The sequence below is a fragment of the Streptomyces sp. SS8 genome (assembly GCF_054072955.1).
The window spans coordinates 290464-312820 of sequence record NZ_JBSVCZ010000002.1 but is presented as its reverse complement, the minus strand read 5'-3'; the positions used below and the strand labels follow the sequence as shown (position 1 = coordinate 312820).

The window sequence follows — 22357 nt, the reverse complement described above, 5'->3', positions numbered from 1 at the left end:
AGGACTTAGTCGGCGCTCGGTGGACGATTTTCCGCCGCCGCAGCGGCACTACCCGTCACTCTCTGGCAGGAGCTCGCCCCGGAGGAGATCCATGTCCCGTCCCGCAGGCAACACCAGGCTCAAGGCCGCTCGCCTGGCTGCCGGATACAACTCCCAGCAGGCTCTGGCCGACGCCATCACCGAGGCGGCGCGGAAGCTCGGCATCAGAGGTCTGGCTGTCGGCGTCCGGCAGGTCCGGCGCTGGGAGTCGGCCACACCGCCCTGGCCGCAGCCCGACGTGCACCGAGTCCTGACTCACCTCCTGGGGCAGAGCATGGAGGACCTCGGATTCGTCCCTCCTTGGGGAAGCTCGCGGTCCCGGCCCGGCACAGCGAGCGACAACACCCCCCGCGCGCCCCTGTCCGGAACACGTCTGGCCGCCGTGCCCGCTCGGGCCGAAGCCGCGACACAACCGGCGACCATCGGTGGGGACTTCGCGGCCGTCACACGCTCGCACCGGCACTTCTACTGGTCCGTGGCGCCTGCCGTACTGCACCCCGCGGTCCTGGAGCACGCCCGTCTCGGCTGCGCCCTTCTCCCGGAAACGGCGAACCCGGCCCGCCGGGCCCTCGCCGCCTCCCTGGCGGAGTCCTACCTGCTGGCCGGCCGTATCGAGTTCTTCGACCTGCGGCAACCGGAGCGGGCCTCGGAGACCCTCCTCCTGGCTCTGCAGGCGGCAGGCGAAGCGAACGATCCCCTGCTCGGAGCGGCCATCCTCGCGCACATGGCCTTCATCCCGGGCTGGGCGGACGACCGGGAGGCAGCGATGGAGCGCATGCTGGCCGCCCGTACCTACGCCCGCCGCGGAGAGGCGTCCGCCGAGCTCTGGGCATGGCTGGACGCCGTCGAGGCGGAGTGCGAGACCCGTTGCGGAGACCCCCACGCGGCGCTGCGGTTGATCCGTCGTGCCGAGGACACCCTTGCCGCGGGAAGCGAGCACGCCACTCCCGAGTGGCTGGACTGGTTCAGTCCTGTCCGCCTGTCCGCGTTCAAAGGGAACACGCAGTTGAAGGCCGGCCACATACCGCAGGCGCGCAAGACACTCCACGAGGTGCTCGACGCCCTGCCGCCCGAGTCGGACAAGCAGCGCACCGTCGTCCTCGGTGACCTCGCCGCGGTCGAGGCCGCCGACGGAAGGCCGCGGGAGGCGTGCGGATACGCCGTCCAGGCCCTTGACCAGTTGGCGGTCACCTGGTACGCGACCGGCATGGACCGCGTCCGCGAGGTCCGCCGCACGCTCGCCCCCTGGCAGGACGAGCAGTGCGTGCGGGACCTCGACGACCGCCTCTACGACTGGGGTACGACGGTCAGCGCGCTTCAGCGTTGAACTTGGCGATCTTCTCCGGCAGCTCCGCGAGCGAGTCGATGCGCATCGTCGTGATCGCGTCCGCGTCCGGATCGCGCTGCTGGATCGTGCCCCAGGGGCCACGCCGGATCAGGGCCGTCAGCAGGCCCGCCCGCACGGCCGGGCGGATGTCGTTGTCGAGCCGGTCACCGACGTAGAGGATCTCGCCCGGCGCGGCGGGCGTGGCCTCGATGACGTGCTCGAAGAACTTCACGTCCGGCTTGGAGGCACCCCAGTCGTCACTGGTGGCGATCATGTCGGCCGGAAGGTCCAGCCCCCGCAGCAGGCCGCCGGCCCTGACGGTCTGGTTCCCCGCGATGCCCACCCACAGTCCGGCCTCGCGCAGAGCCGCCAGCGTGGGGCGGACGTCCGGGTACAGGTCGCCTTCACCGAACCACTCCGGCTGCCCGGCGGCCGCGCGCTTCTCCCGCTCCTCGGTCAGGTCGAAACCGGGCCGGAACTCCTGGAACGTCTCCCGGTAGTCCCTCCCCTGCGCGATGACCGCCCCGAACATCGCCGCGAAGGTGTGCCGCGGCACCCCCAGCCAGTCAGCCCACGTCCCGTACTCCCGGGTCTCGTCAACAAGGCACTCGCCGACATCGAACACCACCGCACGAATCATGCACCGCAGGGTAGACGGTCCGGCGCGGCGGCGAAGCAGCCCTTTCGGACTGTGATCGGGCCGGGCGTGACCCTTTCGGCAGGCATGGTGCTTGTGTCCGGAGTCGCCATCGGTGTGGGGGCCTCGCACAGCGGTCGGCGCTCCGCGGAGCCAAGGTTGGAGCAACCGCCGAGACACAGAAGGGCTTTGGCCGCTACGCCCGCCGATGTCGGCCCACGGGCCGGTAACCGGTGCCCGGCCACCGCAGCACCCATTGGGGAGAGGGAGGCGCCGGACCGCGGTCGTGGGGGTGGCGAGGCCCCACACGCGGTATGCCGGCGGCCGGTCCGGCCCCGGTCTCGGGAGACCGCACGGGATCGGGCCCGGACCCTCCGGCGGCGGAATGCCGCCCACCGCCCTGCTGTCGCATCACCAGGCTCCAGTGCAGCTGCTCCAGGTGGAACACGCACGCCCGGCACGCTCGGATCTCGACATCGATGCCGCGCGCGCTGATCGTGCCGATCGGTGCGACCTCCGTGCCGGTGCGGTCGCAGCGGAAGCACGTCCCGGACGCCCACGCGAACCGCTCCCACAGCGCGAGCGGCTTCACGGCCGCTCCTCGGTGTCGACGGGACGGAGGTCGGCGATGCGTGGCGTCCACTCCCGGCCACCGCCCACTGGGCGCAGCCACGCCCGGGTGGGCGCCGCTGAGGAGGGGTAGGGCCAGTTCTGCACCTCGCCCCTCTGCCCGGTGCGGGTGTCCAGGACAAGGGCCCCGGTGGTCAGCCAGTCGGGCAGCGGAGCTGGATCGGACGCATCGGCTCCCGCGCCGCGTCGGCCGGTGGTCGGCGTGGTGGGCACCCGGCGGGGGTGCATGGCGCTGTTCGTCATCGGACCTCCAGCGATCCTCGGCCGTAGGTGGTGGCCCGCCCCGCGCGTGGGAGAGGGACGGGCCACCTGGACCGCCCGGCGGCGAGGGGAGTCATACGGCATCGCCCCGGACGGTGCTCTGAAGTGGCGCATCGCGGGTTCTCCGGATGCCGCCATCGACCCGAGGCACTCGGCTGAGGGATGGCATCACACCGCCTCCCGGCCCCGAGTCCCTTGGGCTGCGCGGTGAGGCTGCACAAGATTCGAGTCCCTGGCCGCCTCGCACGACGGCAAGTAAGCCCTGATGGGGGCCGCTTCGCAGTGGACAGGGTTAACAGACGCCCTCGTTAACCGTTAACTCCCCACACGCGAAGCGGTCTTGCCATCATCATGCGGTGACCGGGCAACCACGGGCTGCGAGGGTGCGATGAAGGCCAGGACGAAGCTGCAGGAAGCCAGACACGCACGTGGGTGGACTCAGGCGGACCTGATCGACGCGCTCACGGCCGCGGCGGAGCGGCTCGGGGTGGAGTCGCCGACACGTGCCAGTCTGAAGACTCTGGTCTCGATGTACGAGAACGGACGGCGACCGGTCGGGCGTGATCACTGGCCGCTGTTCCGCGAGGCGTACCAGGCAACCGACGCCGAGCTCGGCCTCCCCTCCCACGTGGAGGAAACAGGGCCACGGGACCCATCGTCCGCGCCTTCGCCGCGGAGCAAGCTGCCCGCCCCGGTCAGCACGGAGATGCTCGGCTACCTGGCGTCCGTCCTTCGGCAGCATGCCCAAGCCGAACCGCTGGTGGGCCCTCGGTTCTTGGTCGCGCCGGTGCGGAGCCAGATGCCCCTGATCGAGCAGATGTGCCAGGAGTCCCACGGTCTGCTGCGCGCGGACGTGCTGCGGGTCGGCGCCCGGTACGCCGAGTTCCTCGGATGGCTGTACCAGGACACCGGCCGCACAGACGAAGCCGTGCGCTGGACCAGGACGGCGATGGACTACGCACAGGAACTGGGCGATCCGATGCTCATCGCGTACGTCCTCCAGCGGCGCGGCAACATCGCCACCGAGGCCGGCCACGCCGGGCACGGTGCAGGTCTCGCCACCGCCGCACTACGGCATGCCACCAGTCTCTCCCCCCGCGTGCATGCGGTCGTCCTACGGCAGCTCGCCAACAGCAAGGCACGCCTCGGAGAGCGGAGCGAGACCGCTCTCGCCATCGAACACGCCATGGCGGCAACCGACGAGGGAGACGATTCCGACCCCCTGGCCGGATACTGCTCGCCGGCGTACATCGAGATGGAAGGAGCCGACTGCGCCCTACACCTCGACCGGCCGGACGAGGCCGTGCCGACCTTCCACAAGAGCCTGAGCCACTGGCCCGCCGTGCAGGAGCGGGACCGAGGACTGTGCCTCGCCCGTCTCGCCACAGCGAACGCCGCCCTGGAGGACGTGGAAGGCGCCTACGAGGCGGCACGGCAAGCCCTGGACATAGCAGAGCGGACGGGATCGGCACGCATCCGAGCCGAGCTGTCCCGCCTGCGGCAGCGCCTTGCGCCATGGCGGAAGCTGGTGGAGATTTCAGAACTGAACGCGGCGCTGGACAGGATGGACGGCGCCGACCTCTAGCGAGCCGGAGGAGCCCCGTGAACCTGCTGCCGACAGCCACGAGCACCGACGTCCAGGAGCAGCGGCCCCGGGTCGCCGTGCTCCCGGTCGGCTCCTTCGAGCAGCACGGGCCCCACCTCCCCCTGATCACCGACACCGCCATCGCGGCCATCTACGGGCGGTGCATCGCGGATGCTTACCCGGTCCATCTGCTGCCGCCCATCACGATGGGGTGCAGCCACGAGCACGGCTCCTGGCCGGGTACGGTCAGCATCAGCGCCAGGACCCTCTATGCAGTGATCGACGACATCAGAGCCTCCTTGGACCGATCCGGCATCCAGAAGCTGGTCATCGTCAACGGCCACGGAGGCAACTACATCCTGTCGAACATCGTCCAGGAGGCGAACGTCGACGGGCCGCGCATGAGCCTCTTCCCCCTGAGCGGCGACGTGGACCGCGCCCGCAGCGACGCAGGTCTCGTCTCGGACAAGCACGGCGACATGCACGCGGGGGAGTACGAGACCTCCATCCTGCTGCACGCCGCCCCCGAACTGGTGCGCCCCGGCTACGAGAAGGCCGACCACGACGGCGGCGAACGCCGCTTCCTGCTCACCTTGGGCATGACCGAGTACACCGCATCGGGCGTCATCGGCTACCCCTCCCACGCCACGGCCGAGAAGGGCGAAGCCCTCCTCGACAGCCTGACGAAGAGCTTCGCCGACCACCTCGCCGCCCTGGGCGAACACTGACCGGGCGGTGAGCCCACCACCACACAGGCACGAGGTACGGCTACACGCCACCACGTTCTACACGTCGACGTTCCACTACGACGACCACCTGCCCGCCGATCCGCACATCTGGGGTCAGCCGGCCAGCGCCAACCCCCTGCTCCACCTCAGAAGAGTCGACACCGCCGGGTGGTTCGACAACTACGCTCAGAGCTTCGACGCCGTCTGGGCCGGTGCCCGGCCCTGGACACCCGACCAGGAGGGGATGGCCGCCCATGGGCAGGACTGAGTACTACCACGACCCCGACGCCCCCAAGGCGAACACCCTCATCCCCGCCAGCAACCTGCTCGTCGTCGACGAGGACGGCGCCATCCTGCTCCAGCGCCGCCGCGACACCGGCCAGTGGGCCCTGCCCGGCGGCGCCCAGGACATCGGCGAGACGGCCGCCCAGTGCGCGGTGCGCGAGTGCCTGGAGGAGACCGGCATCATCGCCGAGATCACCGGCTTCCTCGGCGTCTACACCAACCCTCACCACATCGTCGCCTACACCGACGGCGAGATCCGCCAGCAGTACGAGACCACCTACATCGGTCGCCCCGTCGGGGGTGAGCCCACGGTCAACGACGAGGCCGACGGCGTCCGCTTCGTTCCCCCGGCCGACCTCGACCGGTACGACATCCACCCCAGCATGCGCCAGCAGATCGGCGACTACCTCGCCGGCACCTACCCCCGCCTGGACTGAGCCGCCAGCGCCTCCTCCACCCGGCCCACCGCGGCGAAGATTCCCGACGCCGCCCGGCGGATGAACCGCCCCACCACGCTGTCGTCCCCGTAGCGGCCCCGGATCTCGGCCACCCGCTCCTCGGCGGTGGTCCGCTCCCCGTCGGGCGTCGTCGTCATGTCGCAGTAGACCAGCGCGTCCACCAGCAACTGGTCCTCCAGCAACGGGAACTCCGCCTCCAGCACATCCCGCATCCCGCGCTCCTCGGCCTCCAGCAGAGCGAACGAGTGGTTCGCCACCAACCGCACCAACCGCTCGTCCGCACCATGCTCATCACGCAGGAACCGAGCCCCGTCCAGCGGATGGAACCCCGTCACGGCCAGCCGCGGCGCGTACCCCACGTCATGCAGCGTGGCAGCGGCCACCAGGAGCTCGGCCTCCTTCCCCAGGATCCGCGCCAGCCCAGCCGCACGAGCCCCAACCCCCTGGGAGTGCACCCACCGCCGCGGAAGCACGGCAGCGAGTTCCGCCTCTCCTACCCTCATGGCCCAGTCCGCCGTCGAAGCATCCATGGCGCATTCATGCCCGAGTAGCACTGCGACCAGTCCGACGGGCTGTCTTCATTGCGGCCCACCCGGTCGTATACCCCGGCAGCGGCCCTGCGGTCATGCGCACCGCGTAACAGCGAGGCTCAATAGTATACCTGGACAGACATGTCATGACGCGCCCCTATCGCGGAACCAAACCTCCACCGATCCTGAAGCGATTCGCCGGCTCCTTGCTGCCGATGCCTGTCACCGAGCCACCCAAACAGAGGCTACCTGCCATCCATGAGTCCTTGAATTGCTGCCAGGACTCCCTCGAGTGCGCCGGGCTCGGCGGCCAGGGCGGACAGCGAGACCGACGGCCAGCCCTTGTATCCCTTCTCCCGCTGCATCTCCAACTTCTTCTCCAAATCGGGAACGGCGGGCAAAGAATCCGCAAACGCTACTGCACGGTCGAGGCCGAGGTGATGGGTGATTGATCCAAAGCTGAAGGCTAGTTCGCCCTTCACTGGGTTGTCGTACAGAGACAGCGTCCAGATCGGCACCTGTCGGCCAGTGACCGGATAGTAGACAGACATGCTCGGATACTTAGCCGTTCCGCCCTCCAGCCGTCCTCTGGCTGCTGCGTGATCGAGCAGAGCGGTCGCGATCCGCCTCGTTTCCGGGGCGAGCCGAGCCCGGATCACTGCGTCCATGTCGGCACGCGTGGTCCGCTGCGAAGTGCGGTGCCTAGAAGAGGGCTTCGCTGCTGTGGCGACCTCTCCATGGATGCGTGGGACGAGGACGCGGAGGTCACTGTCGCCTCGGTACTGGGTCAGCTCGACCGCGTACACGTCGGTCTGCCGCATCTGCCTGTTCAAGAACTCGACGATCGCCCTCAGCTCCGGTGGAATCCGGTCCGCCACGAACAGCAGCCGCATCTGCCCGGTGGCCAGTCGCTCCTCGACCATCGACCAGAACTCTTCCGGGGAGCGGTCGCCGAGAAGTTCCCCGTACGCCTCTCCCAGCGATCGGCCATCCGAGATGCATGTCTCTTCAAACGAGCGCTGAAGCAGCGCTCCAGGCCAGTAACGAGCGCCGTTCGCCGCGTAATCGAGCATCTGGCCTACCACCTCGCGCCGGATGCGCGTATCGCTCGTCCGCTTAACCTCCACCAGCGTCGGCACTCCGTCGGCGTCGACAAAGAGGTGATCCAACCAGTACGCAGGACAGCTTTCCGCGCTTGTCGAAACACCCATCTCCCGCGCCACCAGTACCAGCCGCAACGGCCGCCCGTCTGCCAGGGAGCCGAAATCCAGCACCCGCGGATGACGTGCGAGAAGCTCCTGGAACTCCGCCTCGGTCTCGAACGCGGCCGGCTCCAGTGCCTGCAGAGCATTTCCCAGGACGAATACTGGCTGATCAGCCACTCGCTACCCCCAACCTGTAATCCGCGACCGTGCTCAGTGATCGTTCCGCATCGACTGATACCGGAAGCCAGTAACAACACTGACCCAGCTCGCGCTGGACCGGTTGCCTACCTGAACAGCTAGTGCCCTATTCACCTATGTAGACGAAACGCACGGGTTCAACGAGAACAATTGCGGCGGGCTCCAAGTCGGCCAGCCGGGCCGACAGCGTCGCCTCTGCCAGCCGCGGCGGCAGTGCATCCCCGAATTTCAACCCCCGCACCGCCCGTTCATCGACAGCCGGAAGGCAGAGCCGGTCCGGCGCCTCGCTCAGGGCTTCCTTCCACACTGGCGGCGTGAGGTCTTCGCGCAGACGGACCCAGTGATCGTTGATGCGCTGGGCTGGCACCGCGATCCCCTCCAACGTGGCGGCCAGCGTCGCATTCGCCCGGTGGCCTGCCCAGGTCCACCAGCGAAGTTGCCCCGATTCGTCGCGCACGATCAACGTGCCGCCCGGGTGAACCTTCTCCAGGAAGACCTCACGTGCCTCCTTGAGTGTTGTGGTGGCGCGTTGGGTCAAGGTGACGGGCGGATCCGTGCCGAGCAGCACCTCGCGCACGGCGCGGGTGACCTCGAAGGAGGTGCCCTGACCGAAGCCCGTGCCGCTCCACTTGGCCTTTCCGCCGCCGTCGACCGGCTCGACGAAGCAGCGTTTGCGGCGCCAGTCGATGTAGGTGACCTGCCAGCTGCGGCCGGCGAGGAGGAGTCTGCGGGGGCCGGCAACCCGCTCGGTGAGCAGGGCGGGGTCGGTGCGGCCGATCTCAGTGCGGCCCTGCAGGACGGTGAACTGCGGGGGCGCGGTGAAGACGGCGGTGAGGTTCATGAAGTGGCGGTGGCCGAAACGTCGTTCGGCTTCGGGGCCGATGAACAGCATGCCGCCGTCCTGGTCCAGGTATCCCTCCTCGACCAGATGGCGGACGATCGGCTCGGCCGACCCTCCGAACGGTCCCAGGCCGTTCCACCACTCCTGCCAGAGCCGGTCTCCGACGCGGTGTTCCTGAAGGCAGAGGGCGAGCAGCTGCTGGGCGACGATGTGCCGGGGCTCGGGCGGCGCCGTCACCGGTTCCACCCAGCCTCGCGACCACTGGAGCAGCAACCCCGCAGCGGCCAGAAGTCCGCCCTGTTCAAGGGTGAGGAAGAGGCAGTTGCGGGTCGTTCTGGGGCGGCGCCCGGTACGGCCGAGGCGTTGCAGGAAGGAGGCGACCGAGGTGGGGGCGTCGATCTGGATGACCCGGTCCAGGTCACCGACGTCGATCCCCAGTTCCAGGGTGCTCGTGGCGATGATGACGCAGTCGCGCGCCTCCGCGAACGCGGTTTCCGCACGTCTGCGTTCGTCGAGGGAGAGGGAGGCGTGCGAAAGGAACGTAGTCACGCCCTTGGCCCGCAGCTTGGCGCCCAGTTCCTCGACCAGGCGCCGTGACTCGCAGAAAACGAGCCGCTTCTCGCCACGGTGGAGGGCACTGATGACCGTGGCCGCATTGTCGAGCGAACCGACGTAGTCGAGCTGGATGTCACCTGGTGGTACGGAAGCCGGCGTCGGCTGTGCCTCGGCCAGGTGGGGCGCGACCACGTGGCCTGGGCGCCGCCCTGCTCCCGACCCCTGGAGCCAGGTGAGCAGGGCATCGGGGTTGCCGACGGTCGCGGAGAGACCGACGCGCTGAAGGGAGCGGCCCACCACTTTCTGCAGGCGCTCCAGTACGGCGAGCAGGTGCCATCCGCGGTCGTCGCCGGCAAAGGCGTGGACCTCGTCGACGACCACGGCCCGCAGCCCGGAGAAGAAGGACGCGTGGTCGACGTTGACGCTGACCAGCATGGCTTCCAGCGACTCGGGGGTGGTCAGCAGCACGTCGGGCCGGGCCGCGAGGATGCGGCGCCGGGCGCCGGCCGGTGTGTCGCCGTGCCACAAGGCCGCGGTCCGGCCGAGCCAGGCGGTGTAGGTCTCCACGCGCGGAAGCAGGTTGTTCAGCAGTGCCTTGAGGGGACATACGTACAGCACCGACGTGCCGGACCAGTCCTGGGCGTGCATCCGGGACAGGAGGGGGAAGCAGGCAGCTTCGGTCTTGCCACCGGCCGTCGGGGCCAGCAACAGTGCGTCGTCTCCTGCCGTCAACGGGGCGACAGCGAACTTCTGAAGCGGGCGCAGGTCTTTCCAGCCCAGGGTGTTGACGATGTGGTGGACCAACGCCGGTTCCAGGCCGTCGGCGGCGGTCACGGCAGTTCCAGCTCGATGTCGTCCGCCTGGTCGGCGGTGGCGTTGCGTTCGGTGTCCGTCAACTCACCTGCGCAGAGGGTGAGCTGGTAGTGCTTGCGCGGGTCGAAGTCTTCGAACTCATCGACGCGGTCGAGAACGTCGGCGACGAGCTTGCGCAGGAAGACGCGGGGGGCGATGCCGACGTTGCCGCCCAGACCTCCGGTGACGGCGGTAGCGAGTTCGCCCACGTAGGCGTCGTCGACCCGCGCAGTGACACGCTCCGGATGGCGGGCCGCTCCCCGGTAGAGGTCCCGCACCTTGCGGCCGAGTTCTCCCAGGCTCGGGAGGTCGAAGCCGGGCAGGCGAAGCTGGACGGCGCGGGGCGAGTCGAAGCGGGCGTCTGTGGTGAAGTCGGTGGCGAGCCGCTGGGCCAGGGGCGGCAGCCGCTGGACGCCCTGCTGGCCGTCGTAGAACGCGGGGGTTCCGGTGATGACGAGGAAGAGACCGGGGAAGCGCCCGGCGTCGATCTCGTCGAGGAGCTGGCGCAGTGCGTTGAGGCCCTTCTCCCGGACGTCGCCGCGAACCCGTTGCAAGGTCTCCGTCTCGTCGAGTACGAGGAGCAGCCCCGGGTGGCCGCAGTCGCGCAGCACGGTCAGCAGTCCCTGGAGGAAGCCGAGCGCGGCGAAGTGGTCCAGATCTCCGCGCACTCCCGCGGCCCGACGGGCGGAGGCGGCCACGGACTTCTGGCCACCGAGCCAGGCGATCAGGGCTTCCGCCGTCGCGCCGTCCCCGGCGGTAACGGCACGGCGGTAGCCGCGCAGGGCGGAGGCGAACGCGGGCGTGGTGCGGGCAACGTCGGCGAGCCGGCGTTCCATCAGCGTGTCCACGGCCGCGGTGAGCGCTTCCTCGTCGTCCTCGTCGATCTCCGAGCCGTCGAGGACCTCCTCCTCCAGGGTGTAGAACCACGAGTCGACGACCGCCCGCAGTGCGCTGGGCTGGTGGGTGGCGGTGGTCAGACGCTCGGTGAGCCGGCGGTAGACGGTCTCCAGCCGGTGCAGCGGTGTCTCGGTCTCGGAGATCTGCACTTCCGCGGTGGCGAGTCCCGCACGTTTGGCCCGCTCGGCCAGCCAGCGGGCGAAGAATGTCTTGCCGGAGCCGTAGTCACCGCGGACGGCGTGGAAGGCGGCACCGCCGCGGGTGACGGTGGCCAGGTCATCGTCCAGCGCGGCTTCGAACCGGTCCAGTCCGACCGCGAACAGGTCGAGACCGGACTGCGGGACCGTGCCGCGCCGCAGGGCGTCGATGACCTCGCGGCGCCGGACCGCGCTCACGGAGGCGGGGTTGGTCACGCCTGCTCCTCCCCCCGACTCGCTGCCTCGTCCGTCTGCTCGTCCGCTTCGTCGCCCTTCGGCTTCGGCAGGAACTGCTCGCGCAGGAGCGGCACGTCAAGCTTGACCGCGTGCCCGCCGTCGATGAATCCGAGGACGGGATACCCCTCGACGTTCAGCAGCCGCTGCACCGTGGCGACGAAACCCTCGATGTTGCGGCGGACCCGCCCGGTCGCGGAGATCGCCGCGGCGAGAGCGGCCGGGGACATCGTCCCGCCCGCTGTGACGAGTGCGTCGATGACCGCGGCCACCACCTTCGCCTCGGGGGCTTTGCGGACGTACTCCTTCTGGGCCGCGTACACCTCGCTGCTCACCACCGTGGTCCCCAGCGACTGCGCCACCGGCGGTGCGGCTTCCGTCCGGGCGGACAGCCGCGCCTCGGAGGTCGGCGCGCTCTCGGAGGGCGCCGTGGACCGCGCGGGCGAGGGCACCGCCGGCTGTTCGGCGGGTACGGCGGCGGGGGCCGGCTCGTCACGGGTGACGTGCGTCCGCCACCAGCCCGGCGTGGACAGTTCTCGCGGCAGCGGCACCCAGTCCTTCGGGGTCTCCTCCCACGCCGGGAGCAGGACGAGCACCGGGACGGTCACCTCGGCCAGGGAGGCCCCGCCGTGGTATCCGGCGCGCCGCCCGGTGTAGCGGATGTCCTCGCGCCACGGCAGGATCACCGCTCCCCCGCCCTCGCGCACCCTCGGGCCGTGGACGGCGATCTCCCCCTCCCCCACGGCATCGCCGGTGCGCCAGCGGGCGGACTCCGCGCCGTCGGCGGCGGCCGTCGGGCCGTCGGTGCGGCTGCCGCGCTCCAGGACGTGCCCGTGGTCGGCGACGAGGACGACCGGGCGGCCGTAGCTGCGGGCGGCGGCGAGCAGTTCACGCAGGTACGTGACGTCGGCCAGGGACCAGGTGGTGCCGCGGCCGTGCCGGCCGTTGTCCAGTGCCTCGTCAATGGTGTTGAGGACCACGCCCACCACGGCGTCGGAGGCGAGCGTGGTCATGAGGTCATGGGAGAGCGCGTGGCCCGCCTCGCCGCCGATGGCGGCCTTGTGGAAGAGGGCCGCCGCCTTGCGCCGCCGTTTCCAGAAGGCGGTGAACCCGCTCGTCTCGGCCGACTGGCCACCGCCCGCCGCTTCACCCGCCAGCAGGGAGACACGGCTGACGCGGGTGAGGGAGGGCAGCATCGAGACGGCAGCGAGCCGCGCCGGGATCTCGCCTGCCTCGGGGCGCGGCACGATCTCTCGCCAGCCGTCGCGTTCCGCCTCCTCGCCGAGCTGGGCAGCGACCGCGCTGCTCATGCCGTCGAGGACGAGGACGAGCGGAGCGGCCTGGGCGGTCAGCGGGCATACGACGGTGTCCAGCACGTTCTCGACGACAAGGCAGCCGTCGGGGTGCTGGGCGGTGGCGTGCGCGGCCCAGGCGGCGAGCCTCCGGGCGAACTCCTGATCGAGGCGCTGCCTGCGCTCACGTGCCTGCTCGTACAGGGCACGGAGGTCCCGTCCGGTCTCCAGGTCGCCGTCGGGGTCGCCCGCCCACAGCACGGTGAGCGCCCGGTCCACCCAGCCCCAGTCGGAGACGTGCGCCCGCACGGCGGCGGCCACGCCGGTGACGGCGGGTTCGGGGCCGCTGAGCCAGCGCGCCACCCGTACGGCCGTTTCGGCGACCTGGACGTGGTCCGGGCGGAGGCCGGCCAGGGTGTGGCCGAGCAGGTCGGCCAGCGCGGCTTCGCCGGCGGCCGGGGAACGGCGGGCTTCCGCGACGGTCCGGCGCAGTTGCGCGGTGAAACTGGAGGGGAGAAAGCGGCTCGCGGTGAGTCCCGGGGTGAGGCCCGCCTTGTCGGCCAGCTCGTCGGCCCGGTCCAGTACGGCGACGACGCGCAGGCGGGCTTCATGGCTGGTCCGGGCGTCGGCGATCCAGCGGGTGAGGGTTCCCTCCACGGCATCCGTGAACACGGCGAGTTCCGACCGCCGGGGCATGACCTGCCCGAACAGTCCGCCGAGGGCGAGCACCGTGTCGGGCTGGGCGGCGGGATCCCGCAGTGCGGCGCCGAGCAGTCCGAGCGGCAGGGCGTCGTGGCCGAGTCCGGCCTCGGCGAGGGACAGCAGGACGGGGACGGCCGGTCCGGCGACCTCCGTGAGCCACTTCTTCAGTTCGGCGCGTTCAGTGGCGCCCAGTTCGGCGAAACGCCGGGGACCGGCGGGCGTGCGCGACCAGGCGAGCAGGGTGTCGGCGTCGAGAGTGACCTGCCCGTCCTGGCCCGAGGAGCCGTGCACCGCGCGCAGGCCGAGCCGTTCGGCGGTCAGGGCGCGCAGGGCCGCGTCCCGGGTCAGCACTCCACTGACGCGCGGCCAGCCGTCTTCCGCGGGCTCCGCTTCGACGAGGGCTTCCAGGAGCCACCGCTCGCGGTACATCCGCGGGTCGAGGGCGGTGGCGCCGAAGCGCTGGAGGACGACCTCGGCGTTCTCGACGGTGAGGGTCTTGCGCCGTACGGCCCTGCCGCGGACGTCCCAGCCGAGCTGCTCGTCGTCGACGCCCGTGGTCACCACGAGCACGTCGGAGGGTGTGGCCGCGCTCCGGTGCTCGTGCAGGGCGGCGACGACGCCGAGGACGGAAGCTTCGTCCCGTACCTGGACCCGCCGCGCCTCGCCGTCCAGGGTGACGGTGAACCGGGGCGGGGCGCCGGGCGCGTACTGGCCGTGGACGAGCACGAGGCTGCGCTCGCCCAGGTCCTTGGTGTTCGCGGCGAGCAGGGCCTCGACGGTGCGACGGCCCACCCGGGGCAGGGCCGGGGCCATCAGCCGGCGGTCCCTTCGCCCGGTTCCGCCGCGGTACCGGCGGAGCCGTCGGGACCGGCCCCGGTGTCGGTGACCGGCTGCCAGGTGACCTGGATGCGGGTGCCGGGGTGGGCGGCGAGGTAGGCGCGGATCTCCGCGTCGATCTCGGCGACCGTGGTGGCCAGCGACGCCTCCAGCTGGGTGGGTTCGATGAGGTGAACGGCGGGCCGGCGACCGGCCTGCGCCGGGACGACGGCCTCCGCGCCGCCCCCGCCGCGGGAGGAGTCGTCCGGCGTGGCGGGCTGCTCCGACACAGGGGTCGAGGGGACGGGGGGCTTGCCGTGGGTGGTGAGGCTGACGTCCTCGGCGGTCGGTTCCGGCGTGACCGGCGCCACGGGCGGAGTGACCGGCTGCGCCGGCTGGGCGAGGCGGGTGGCCTCGCGCATCAGGGCCATGACGGTGTCCGGGAGCCGGTCCAGCACGGGCACCAGCGAGACGGTCTGCTCGTGTTCGCGGGCGCTGCGCTGCACCTCGTCCAGGAACAGGGCCGCCCGCTCGCCGAGGCTGTCCTGGCGTACGGCGAGGGTGCGGCGCACGTCCTCCAGCAGGGACCACTGGGTGGCGCGCAGCGCGGCGGCGACCTCCGGGGCTTGCCGCAGGGCGCCCGCGATCTCTTCGTCGGTCACGTCGTACGCGGCGGCGGCCAGCTCCCGCACGCACACGGCCGGTTCGGTGGTGCGCAGCAGCCGGGCGACGAGGTCGGCGGCGGCCTTGGTGGACTTCAGGCGGGGCGCGTCGGCGCCGGTCAGCCCGAGGTGGTGGGCGTGCTCCGTCAGCAGGGTGCGCACCTCGCCGAGGGCCACGCGGTGTTCCTCCGCGACGGCGCGCACGCCTTCGGCGAGCCGGGCGACGTTGCGGGCGAACAGGACCCGCGAGACGGTCCTGCCGAAGATCGTCCCGGCGCGGCCGATCGCGGTGTGGAACTCGTCCTCGGTGGGCAGTTCCACGGCCCTCAGCCCGTAGCCGGGGCCGATCCGCTCCAGCTCCGGTGCCTTGGGCAGCGGCGAGGTCTGGTAGACCCAGGTGCGGTCGTCGAGCAGGGCGTACGTGGCGATGATCAGATTGCTGACGTGGCGGTCGAGGCCGGTGTAGCCGAGCTCCTCGATCCAGTCGCGGATGTCCTCGACGGACAGGTCCGGGCCGGTGTCGGGGGTCTCGGCGGCCTTCTTGTTGATGCGCAGGCGCCAGTCGGTGGTGACGTTGAGCGGCCCGTCGTGCACCTCGCCGAGTTGGAGGGCGTGCACGATCCGGCGGACGACGGACAGGTGCCGGCTGTCGACCACGACGCGCCGGGAGCCGTCCTCCATCGCCCTCGTGATCCATTCGAGGGTGGTCTTCAGCTCGCTGGTGGTGACGGCCTTACGGGTGAGCCGCGGGTCGAAGTCGGGGTGCTTGGGGTGGCGCGCGCTGAGGAGCCCGTCGGCGAGTAGGAAGAGGTTCTCCTCGAAGCCGACGGCCGGTTCGGGTCGGGTGCGGGTGAAGCCGGGCTGGAGCGAGATCAGGTGGCGGCCCTCGGGGACCTCGGCGCCCGTGGTGCCGGGATCGGCCTTGTTGATGCCGTACAGCTGCAGCAGGGCGTCGGTGAGCTGGGTGGTCAGGCTGTCGCGGGACGCCTTGAGCTGGTTGCGGATCTGGATGCGTTCCTCGGCGGGGCGGGTCGCCGTGTGGTCGTCGAGCCGGTCGCGCTCCAGCAAGTAGCTGATCTTCAGGAGGCGTCCGAGGTTGCGGGCCTTCTGCTCGGACAGGAAGTGCGGCAGCCAGACAATCGTCGGCGCCGTCTTCCCGGCACGCTTCATCCGCTCTACCCGCTGCACGTCGTCCATCGGCGAGTGGGTGTGGCCGTCGAAGGGGTAGTCGAAGACGAACCGGATGTTGCCCTCGGTCTGCGGAGCGAACTCGGCGTCGGGCAGGTGCGGGTCACGGACGTTACCGAAAACGAACTCGACGGTGCGCTTGGTGCCGCGCCAGACGACGGTCCGCTCGCAGACGAACGCCTGGGTGTCGGGGATGTCCAGCGCCGCCCACAGCTGATCCTTGATCCACTGGCGGCGGTAGCCATCCTGGTCGGCGACGCCCTGCACCTCCTCCAGTAGCGGCTCGACGTCCAGGTCGGACAGGTGCAGGTGGAAGACGGGGTCGGCGGGGTCGCCCTCGCTGCGCAGCTCGCCGTCGAAGCCCTCGGCCTGGAGCTCCTGCAGGCGCTTGACGGCGACAGCGCCCGCGTCGCCCACCCGGGTCCTGATGGTGCCGTGGTTCAGCGCGGCGAGCCGGCCGCCGGTGAGCCGGGTCAGGGCGGGCACGTTGGGGGCGAGAGAGGCCAGCAGCAGCGTCTTGACGAGCCGGTCGTCGGTCCGGAACCGCTTGTCGTCCTCGGAGCCGTACTTGGTCAGCAGGTGCTCGCGGACGCGGGCGTGGAAGCGGTGCGCGATCTCCGACTCCTTGCGGAGCTTCGCGGTGAACGCCTCACCGGTCCGCGTGGCGATGACGTCCCACAGGTCGCCGATCGGGACGAGCTGGCCGAGCCGCAGGTCGTCGCGGTGGCGCCGCAGCAGCTCCTGTACGAGCTTGAGACCGGTCCGCTCGCGCTGGAGCGCGCCGGACAGGTCGACCAGCACGTTGAGCAGCGCCGGGGACAGCGGGTACAAGGTGCGGAAGTCGTCCCAGCTCGCCTCGGTGCGTCCCTGCGCGTCGAGCAGGACCTGCCGCACCTCGTCCCGCGACGACTCGACGACCTTGAACGCGTCGTCGCGGGCCTGCTCCATGCCCGGACGAGGGGCGAGCACCCGGTGCTTGATGATCTCTACGAGGTTGCTGTCCTCCAGCTCGACGACGTCCAGCCGGCCGGCGAGGTAGTCGACCTGCTGCTCCAGGTTCTGCACGTCGGCGCCGGCCACGTCTGAGCCGATGAGCTGGGACAGGTCGCGCTGACGGGAGATGAAGGACACGATCGGCACGGGCCGGCCGCTGTCAGCGGACTCGATCAGCTTGACCAGCCGCTGCACCTGGTCGCGGACGAAGTCCTGGTCCCCCATGTGCGCCTGGAGCCACAGGATCAGCTCGTCAAGGAAGAGGACGACGCCGTCGTAGCCCAGCGACTGGGCATGGCGGGAGATGACCTTCAGGCCGTTCTCCAGCGGGATGAAGGACTGCGCGTCGCCGCGGGCTGCCTGGGTGTACGCGGCCATGGGCCCGGTCAGCAGCGCCGACACCAGCCGTTCCCGCTCCTCACTGCCGGGCGGCGCGGCGAAGGCTCGGTCCAGCTCGGCGGTGCTCCAGCCGCCCGTGCCGGGCAGTTCGGCTTCCCCGTCGATGCCCGGCAGGTCGTCCTCGTCATCCGCACCGGACACCCCGGCCCCGCCCGGGGCGGTGGCCGCCGCCCCGGCACCGAGCCACTGCCGGAACTTGTCGTCGTCGCCGAGGAACGTACGCTGCCGGTCCGCGTCGGCGAGCAGCGCGTCCGACCGGTAGACGGCGGGGGTCGCCGCCTCCGGGTGCAGGTCCCGCACGGTGTGGACGTAGCCGCCGAGCAGCGCCGAGTCGAGATCGGTCGACCCGACCAGGTGGTACGGGATCATCAGGAACCGGCTGCCGCCCAGCCAGTCCCGGTGCTCGACGACGACCTTTGTCAGTCCCCTCTTGTTCAAAGCCCCCTCGTGGCCGTTGAGCACGGCGTGCAGCACGGTGAGGAAGTGGCTCTTACCGGCACCGAACGAGCCGTGCAGGTACGCGGCGTGCGAGTCGCCCGTTCGGACCGCCTTCGCGACGAGGCCCAGCGCCTTGCGGAACGCCTTCTGCAACTGCTCGGTGACGACGTACTCCGCCACCCGCTCGTCGGCCTCGTGGAAGCCCTGGGAGAGGTCGACCTTGAAATCGCCCGCATGGACGTCCTCCTTGATGTCGATGACATCGCGGAGGAAAAGCTCGGTGGTCGACATCAGGCGATCATTCCCTCACTGTGCTGGCGGCCGGCCCGGACAGCGCCCCCCTCAGGCGTTGGCGCGACGCCCATCTTGCCAGGTGAGTCCGACGGTGGGAGAGGAGATTGTGACACCTTCGGGGTGGGGCATCACGGTGGGTGATCGTCTGGGGGCGGGTGGCCGGGGTGCGCTCACGTGGCGTGTCCGGCGGGGTCCCTGTCGTGAGGTCCAGCTCCGCCCAGACCGTCTTGCCCGGCCCCGTACGACCGGTCACGCCCCGCTTGGTCGGCATTCACCACGTATGCCTCCGGCACCGCCCGCTGAGTCGCTGGCCGGCAGCGCGGAGGAGAGCACAGCGGCTCTCCCCCCTTGCCTGCGCTACGCGTCGTCCAGCTCCGGCTGCTCGGTCGTCTCTCGACGCGGTACGGCCTTCCGTCCGCGTGTCTTCCGTACCGGACGCCAGTCCTTCATCTGCGCCTCGCTCACGCCGTGCGTACGCAGCAGTTTCCGGTACTCCGACTCCAGGTCCTCGGCCGGTGAGCCTTCCCACTCGTCGTCGTCCTCGCTGTGCCACTGGTGCACCCACGGCATGACCTCATGCAGTCCAGCGAGGAGGGGGACGAGCCGGTCGACACCCCAGGCGTCACCCTTGACACGCCTGTCGATCAGATCCGTGAGGGCCAGTGCCTGGTCCTTGTGGTCCCAGCCGGCCCAGCCGAGCAACAGGGTGGAGTCGCTGTCCGGGCCCGCCTCCGGATAAGAGATGAACCGTTCCTTGGGGACGTCGAGCTTGCCGCGATGGGTCCAGTAGGACGGACTGAGGAAGTCGGAGGACTTGTACTTGGTCGGCGGGTCGATGTCGAGCCGCGTGCCCGTACGGTCCTCCTCGCGCTGCTTCTCCCAGACCTTCTCCCACTCGCGGCGGGTACGCAGGCCGGAGTCCTTGTAGCGCATCGCGGCGAGGTAGGGCACGTGCTCGTCGGCGATGATCTCGTTGAGGGCCTGCGCCAGGGGAAGGTCCGGTTTCTTCAGGTGGTCGGCGGCGTAGAGCGCGGCCACCGAGGTGAAGTCGGGGTCGGAACCGAGCCGGTCGGCAAGGTTGTTGATGGTCAGCGTCCGAGGGCGGCGCATCCCCTCACGCAACTCGAACCACAGGTCCTCGTCCTCGCAGCGGTCCAGCAGCCAGTTCCGCAGCGCGGCGCGTTCCTTCTTCTCCCACGGCTCGGTAGCCCAGCGCCGCTTGCACTCCGGGCGCTCGATGAGGGCGATGTCCTTGCGGCTGGTGATCAGGTCGATACGGGCCTGGACGATCTCGCGATACCAGTCGGGCCAGTGGGCGGGGATCTCGGTGGTAGGGGTCGAACCGTGGCGCGTGAACCAGGCGGTCTCCGCCTCCCCGGCCTCGACCTTCCGCGCGAGGACGATTTCGAAGGCGCGCTCGCCGAGCTTGACCTCGGGGATGGCCTCGGGGTCCGGTGACAGGGTCACGGTCCGGGCGACCTCACGGTCGGTGAGCAGCCCGTAGAGACCGTAGACCTGCCAGTCCAACTCCTCTTGCAGGGCGATCATGCGACAGCGTGCCTTGGCGTGCGCGGCTTCCGCGTCATCCAGCGCTCGCCGCGTGGGTACGACAGTCGCGGCCACGGCCGAAGGCTCAAACTCGGCGAGTTTCTGCGCTTGGGTGTCGAGGAGGCAGCCAAGATGGCGCGGGAGCTTGGCTGGGAGGGGGAATTCTTGCAGTTTGGTGCCGGTGAACTCGAACCGGTGCTCCCACAACTCGTCCGAAATTCCGCCGCCGATACCACCATTTCCCTTGGACTGACTGACCTGCTTCAGCCAAAAACAAGCCGCCGAAGAATTGAGCACCGCCAACAGCTCCAGGTGCTCGTCCTCCCCGGCACCCTGGGGCAGCTTGATCACGGGAGCGGAACGGTTGAACACCTTCCCACCCCGGTCCAGCACAAAGTGGTTGTGCGTCGCCACAAACGCGAACGCAATGGACAGCAGGCTCCGAAAACGGCGTGGGAAAAACATGCTGTGGTCGTACCAACGCAGCCCTCTTTGCTCCGGCGTCTCACCGAAGTCGATGCGCTGCCGCAGCACGGTTCGATTGGGCCAGAGAAACTCGTGCTCGCGCTGATCCAGGTCTCGCGGCTCCCCGTCCGACGAGTATGGGAAGAAGGTCCTCGTCGGCGCTGTCAGGACATAGTCCCGTAGCCCATCACCCAGCACGACAGGCACGCACCCGTCCGCCAGCCCTCGGGTATGCGTAGCCGTGTATGGCAGGTAGAACGCGTCGTCCAACCCCGTATGCGTGGTTCGGCCACTTTCCAGCAGTACATCCGACAACCTGCGACGAATCCGGTCGAAATGCACGAACAGCTCCGCTGCCCCACCGCCACTCACCGACCATGGATGCGTGGAGAAGGCAGCCGCCGCCGCATCCTCCACCGAAACCCACTCCGACTCGCTCCCCGGCTTGCCCACCTGCTCGACAATTGCCCGCCACACGGCGCCCTGCGATGCGTCCTCGGGCTGTGCAGGCTCACCTCGCACGCCCAGCACCGCCCGCAGTGTGCGATCCGGACTCGGAACCCGGTTGCGCCCCGCCAGAATCACCGTGGGTGTGCCGTGCCCCGGAATGAAGGCGCCCGAGGTGTCGATCACGTGGGACAGCTCGACCCGGTTGCGGAAGACAACCTCGATCAGCTTCTTGCCGAACTCCCGCTTCATGAAAGAGTTCGCGGTGATCTGACCCACGAACCCACCACCACCCAGCCGTCCGCCGGGCCCCTTCACCGCAAGCTCGAACATCCGCTGCGCGAACGGCACCGATAGCGCATAGGTCCCCGCACACGCGTCGTACGCCGCCCGGTAATTCTCGTTCTCCTGCTTGTCTTTCACCGTGATGTACGGCGGGTTCCCCACCACCACGTGATACGACCCCCGCCCCAGCAGGTCCATCCTCTTCGCGTACTCCCACACATCCTCCGTGGCGTACGCATACGTCTCCCCCTCCTCTTGACCCACCACCGACTCCGCGAACAGTGTGTCCAGGTCGGTCTGGATGCCCGCCGCGTCCCGGCCGTGCAGAAGCGAGTCACCCACGGCCACGTTGATGGGGAACGGCGGCGCGTCCGCCAGCCTCCGCGTACCCGCCGCGCGCATAGCGGCGACCAGGAGCCGGAAACGGGCGATGCTCGCGGCGAAGGGGTTCTTGTCGCAGCCGTGGACGGACTCCAACGTCCGACGCACCAGCGTCCAGTCGTCCGTGCCGGGTTCCGCCTGGCGCCACTTGTCCAGCAGGCGGTGGAAGATGCCGAGCAGGAAGTGGCCGGAGCCACATGCTGGGTCGATGGTGCGCAGGCCGCGGCGCTCCCTGCCGTCGGGGCCGGTCCACACGGGGTTGAGGCCGAAGCCCTGCCCGTCGTCGGCGACCGCCGGTTCCAGGGTCAGGTCGAGGATGAACTCCTCGACGAATTGCGGGGTTTGCAGCAGCGCGTACGTCTTCCGGGCGTGCTCGCTGAGGTCCTGGTAGAGGTCGCCGAGGAAGCGGGTGTCCCACTCGGGGTCGGTGAAGTCATAGCGGATCTCGCCATCCGCGTCCCAGCGGCGCCAGAACATCAGCAGTTCCGTCGCCGTCTCGTAGCCGGGGGTCAGCCCCCACAGCGGGTTGTGCCGCTCGTCGAAGAGACCAGCAGCCGTCTCGTTGGCGCTCGCCAGGTGGCGGAACGCCTCGATGATCCAGTCGCGGTTGTTGTGGTGCGGATAGGTGCGGAAGTGGCCCTCATGCCGGGCCTCCGCCTCGGCGAGGCGTTCGCCGGGGCCGGCGAGGTACGGCTCGTCGATCAGGCCGTTGTCCTCGCAGAAGCGGACGAAGACACAGCCCAGCACCCACGCCACGGCGGCCTGGGTGACGCGCTCGTCACGCCAGGCCGGGTAGGAGAGGGCGGTGCGCCGCGCCTCCTTCGCCTCGCGCCACTCGCGGTCCAGGCGGGTGCGGAACTCCTCCTCGGACTCGCTGCGGGCCCGCAGGTCGTCCTCCAGTGCGACGACCAGCTTCTTCAGATCCTTGAGCAGGGTCGCCTTGTCCGTGCCCGTAGTCGTCACCGTCACTCTTCGCTTCCTTCTCCCT

The 22357-nt window shown here is 70.0% G+C and carries 13 protein-coding genes and 1 pseudogene; 5 read left to right on the top strand and 9 right to left on the bottom strand.

What is annotated here, in order from left to right:
* Positions 1-91: 91 nt before the first annotated feature.
* Positions 92-1366 (top strand): transcriptional regulator, encoded by a 1275-nt coding sequence (locus ACW69E_RS03250; RefSeq protein WP_457496632.1) that lies wholly within the window; start codon positions 92-94, stop codon positions 1364-1366.
* On the opposite strand, the gene ACW69E_RS03245 is transcribed toward ACW69E_RS03250, so the two are convergent.
* Together ACW69E_RS03245 and ACW69E_RS03240 are read right to left on the bottom strand one after the other, a co-directional pair.
* Positions 1347-2006, bottom strand: a complete 660-nt coding sequence (locus ACW69E_RS03245; RefSeq protein ID WP_436731980.1) for an HAD-IA family hydrolase — start codon at positions 2004-2006, stop codon at positions 1347-1349. The two genes, ACW69E_RS03250 and ACW69E_RS03245, sit on opposite strands and share 20 nt — an antisense overlap.
* 585 nt (positions 2007-2591) lie before the next feature.
* The gene (locus ACW69E_RS03240; RefSeq protein ID WP_457496631.1) at positions 2592-2876 is read right to left on the bottom strand and encodes a hypothetical protein; all 285 of its coding nucleotides are present in this window, start codon (positions 2874-2876) and stop codon (positions 2592-2594) included.
* Between the two features lie 406 nt (positions 2877-3282).
* Here ACW69E_RS03240 and ACW69E_RS03235 point away from each other — a divergent pair, with 406 nt between their 5' ends.
* From ACW69E_RS03235 to ACW69E_RS03220, 4 genes and pseudogenes are all read left to right on the top strand, one after another.
* Positions 3283-4479 (top strand): hypothetical protein, encoded by a 1197-nt coding sequence (locus tag ACW69E_RS03235; RefSeq protein WP_457496630.1) that lies wholly within the window; start codon positions 3283-3285, stop codon positions 4477-4479.
* A 17-nt stretch (positions 4480-4496) separates the two neighbouring features.
* A complete protein-coding gene (locus ACW69E_RS03230) occupies positions 4497-5207 on the top strand; it encodes a creatininase family protein (RefSeq protein ID WP_457496629.1) in 711 nt (236 codons plus the stop codon).
* A gap of 31 nt (positions 5208-5238) precedes the next feature.
* Positions 5239-5475 (top strand): annotated as a pseudogene (locus ACW69E_RS03225) (XRE family transcriptional regulator); the annotation flags it as partial.
* Positions 5462-5929, top strand: a complete 468-nt coding sequence (locus ACW69E_RS03220) for an NUDIX hydrolase (protein WP_457496628.1) — start codon at positions 5462-5464, stop codon at positions 5927-5929. The pseudogene ACW69E_RS03225 and the gene ACW69E_RS03220, both read left to right, overlap by 14 nt.
* Here ACW69E_RS03220 and ACW69E_RS03215 read toward each other — a convergent pair.
* The 7 genes from ACW69E_RS03215 to pglX all read right to left on the bottom strand — a co-directional run bounded on the left by ACW69E_RS03215 (position 5911) and on the right by pglX (position 22338).
* The gene (locus ACW69E_RS03215; protein WP_457496627.1) at positions 5911-6480 is read right to left on the bottom strand and encodes an HD domain-containing protein; all 570 of its coding nucleotides are present in this window, start codon (positions 6478-6480) and stop codon (positions 5911-5913) included. The genes ACW69E_RS03220 and ACW69E_RS03215 overlap by 19 nt on opposite strands.
* 245 nt (positions 6481-6725) lie before the next feature.
* Positions 6726-7862 (bottom strand): hypothetical protein, encoded by a 1137-nt coding sequence (locus ACW69E_RS03210; protein WP_457496626.1) that lies wholly within the window; start codon positions 7860-7862, stop codon positions 6726-6728.
* Positions 7863-7989: 127 nt separating this feature from the next.
* On the bottom strand, positions 7990-10113 hold the full coding sequence (locus ACW69E_RS03205) for a DEAD/DEAH box helicase (RefSeq protein WP_457496625.1): 2124 nt from the start codon (positions 10111-10113) through the stop codon (positions 7990-7992).
* Positions 10110-11441, bottom strand: a complete 1332-nt coding sequence (gene brxD, locus ACW69E_RS03200) for a BREX system ATP-binding protein BrxD (RefSeq protein WP_457496624.1) — start codon at positions 11439-11441, stop codon at positions 10110-10112. The genes ACW69E_RS03205 and brxD overlap by 4 nt, the downstream gene beginning before the upstream one ends.
* Complete coding sequence (pglZ, locus tag ACW69E_RS03195) at positions 11438-14266, bottom strand: BREX-2 system phosphatase PglZ (RefSeq protein WP_457496623.1); 2829 nt, start codon at positions 14264-14266, stop codon at positions 11438-11440. Before pglZ ends, brxD begins: the two co-directional genes overlap by 4 nt.
* The gene (locus tag ACW69E_RS03190; protein ID WP_457496622.1) at positions 14266-18240 is read right to left on the bottom strand and encodes a PglY protein; all 3975 of its coding nucleotides are present in this window, start codon (positions 18238-18240) and stop codon (positions 14266-14268) included. Before ACW69E_RS03190 ends, pglZ begins: the two co-directional genes overlap by 1 nt.
* A 360-nt stretch (positions 18241-18600) precedes the next feature.
* Positions 18601-22338: a BREX-2 system adenine-specific DNA-methyltransferase PglX gene (gene pglX / locus ACW69E_RS03185; RefSeq protein ID WP_457496621.1), complete on the bottom strand. Its 3738-nt coding sequence runs from the start codon at positions 22336-22338 to the stop codon at positions 18601-18603.
* Between the last annotated feature and the right edge of the window lie 19 nt (positions 22339-22357).

Bases quoted from the DNA above. Each gene is read 5' to 3' on its own strand.
- ACW69E_RS03215 (WP_457496627.1), bottom strand. From the start codon at position 6,480: ATGGATGCTTCGACGGCGGACTGGGCCATGAGGGTAGGAGAGGCGGAA.
- ACW69E_RS03240 (WP_457496631.1), bottom strand. From the start codon at position 2,876: ATGACGAACAGCGCCATGCACCCCCGCCGGGTGCCCACCACGCCGACC.
- ACW69E_RS03250 (WP_457496632.1), top strand. From the start codon at position 92: ATGTCCCGTCCCGCAGGCAACACCAGGCTCAAGGCCGCTCGCCTGGCT.
- ACW69E_RS03245 (WP_436731980.1), bottom strand. From the start codon at position 2,006: ATGATTCGTGCGGTGGTGTTCGATGTCGGCGAGTGCCTTGTTGACGAG.
- ACW69E_RS03220 (WP_457496628.1), top strand. From the start codon at position 5,462: ATGGGCAGGACTGAGTACTACCACGACCCCGACGCCCCCAAGGCGAAC.
- ACW69E_RS03190 (WP_457496622.1), bottom strand. From the start codon at position 18,240: ATGTCGACCACCGAGCTTTTCCTCCGCGATGTCATCGACATCAAGGAG.
- ACW69E_RS03235 (WP_457496630.1), top strand. From the start codon at position 3,283: ATGAAGGCCAGGACGAAGCTGCAGGAAGCCAGACACGCACGTGGGTGG.
- pglZ (WP_457496623.1), bottom strand. From the start codon at position 14,266: ATGGCCCCGGCCCTGCCCCGGGTGGGCCGTCGCACCGTCGAGGCCCTG.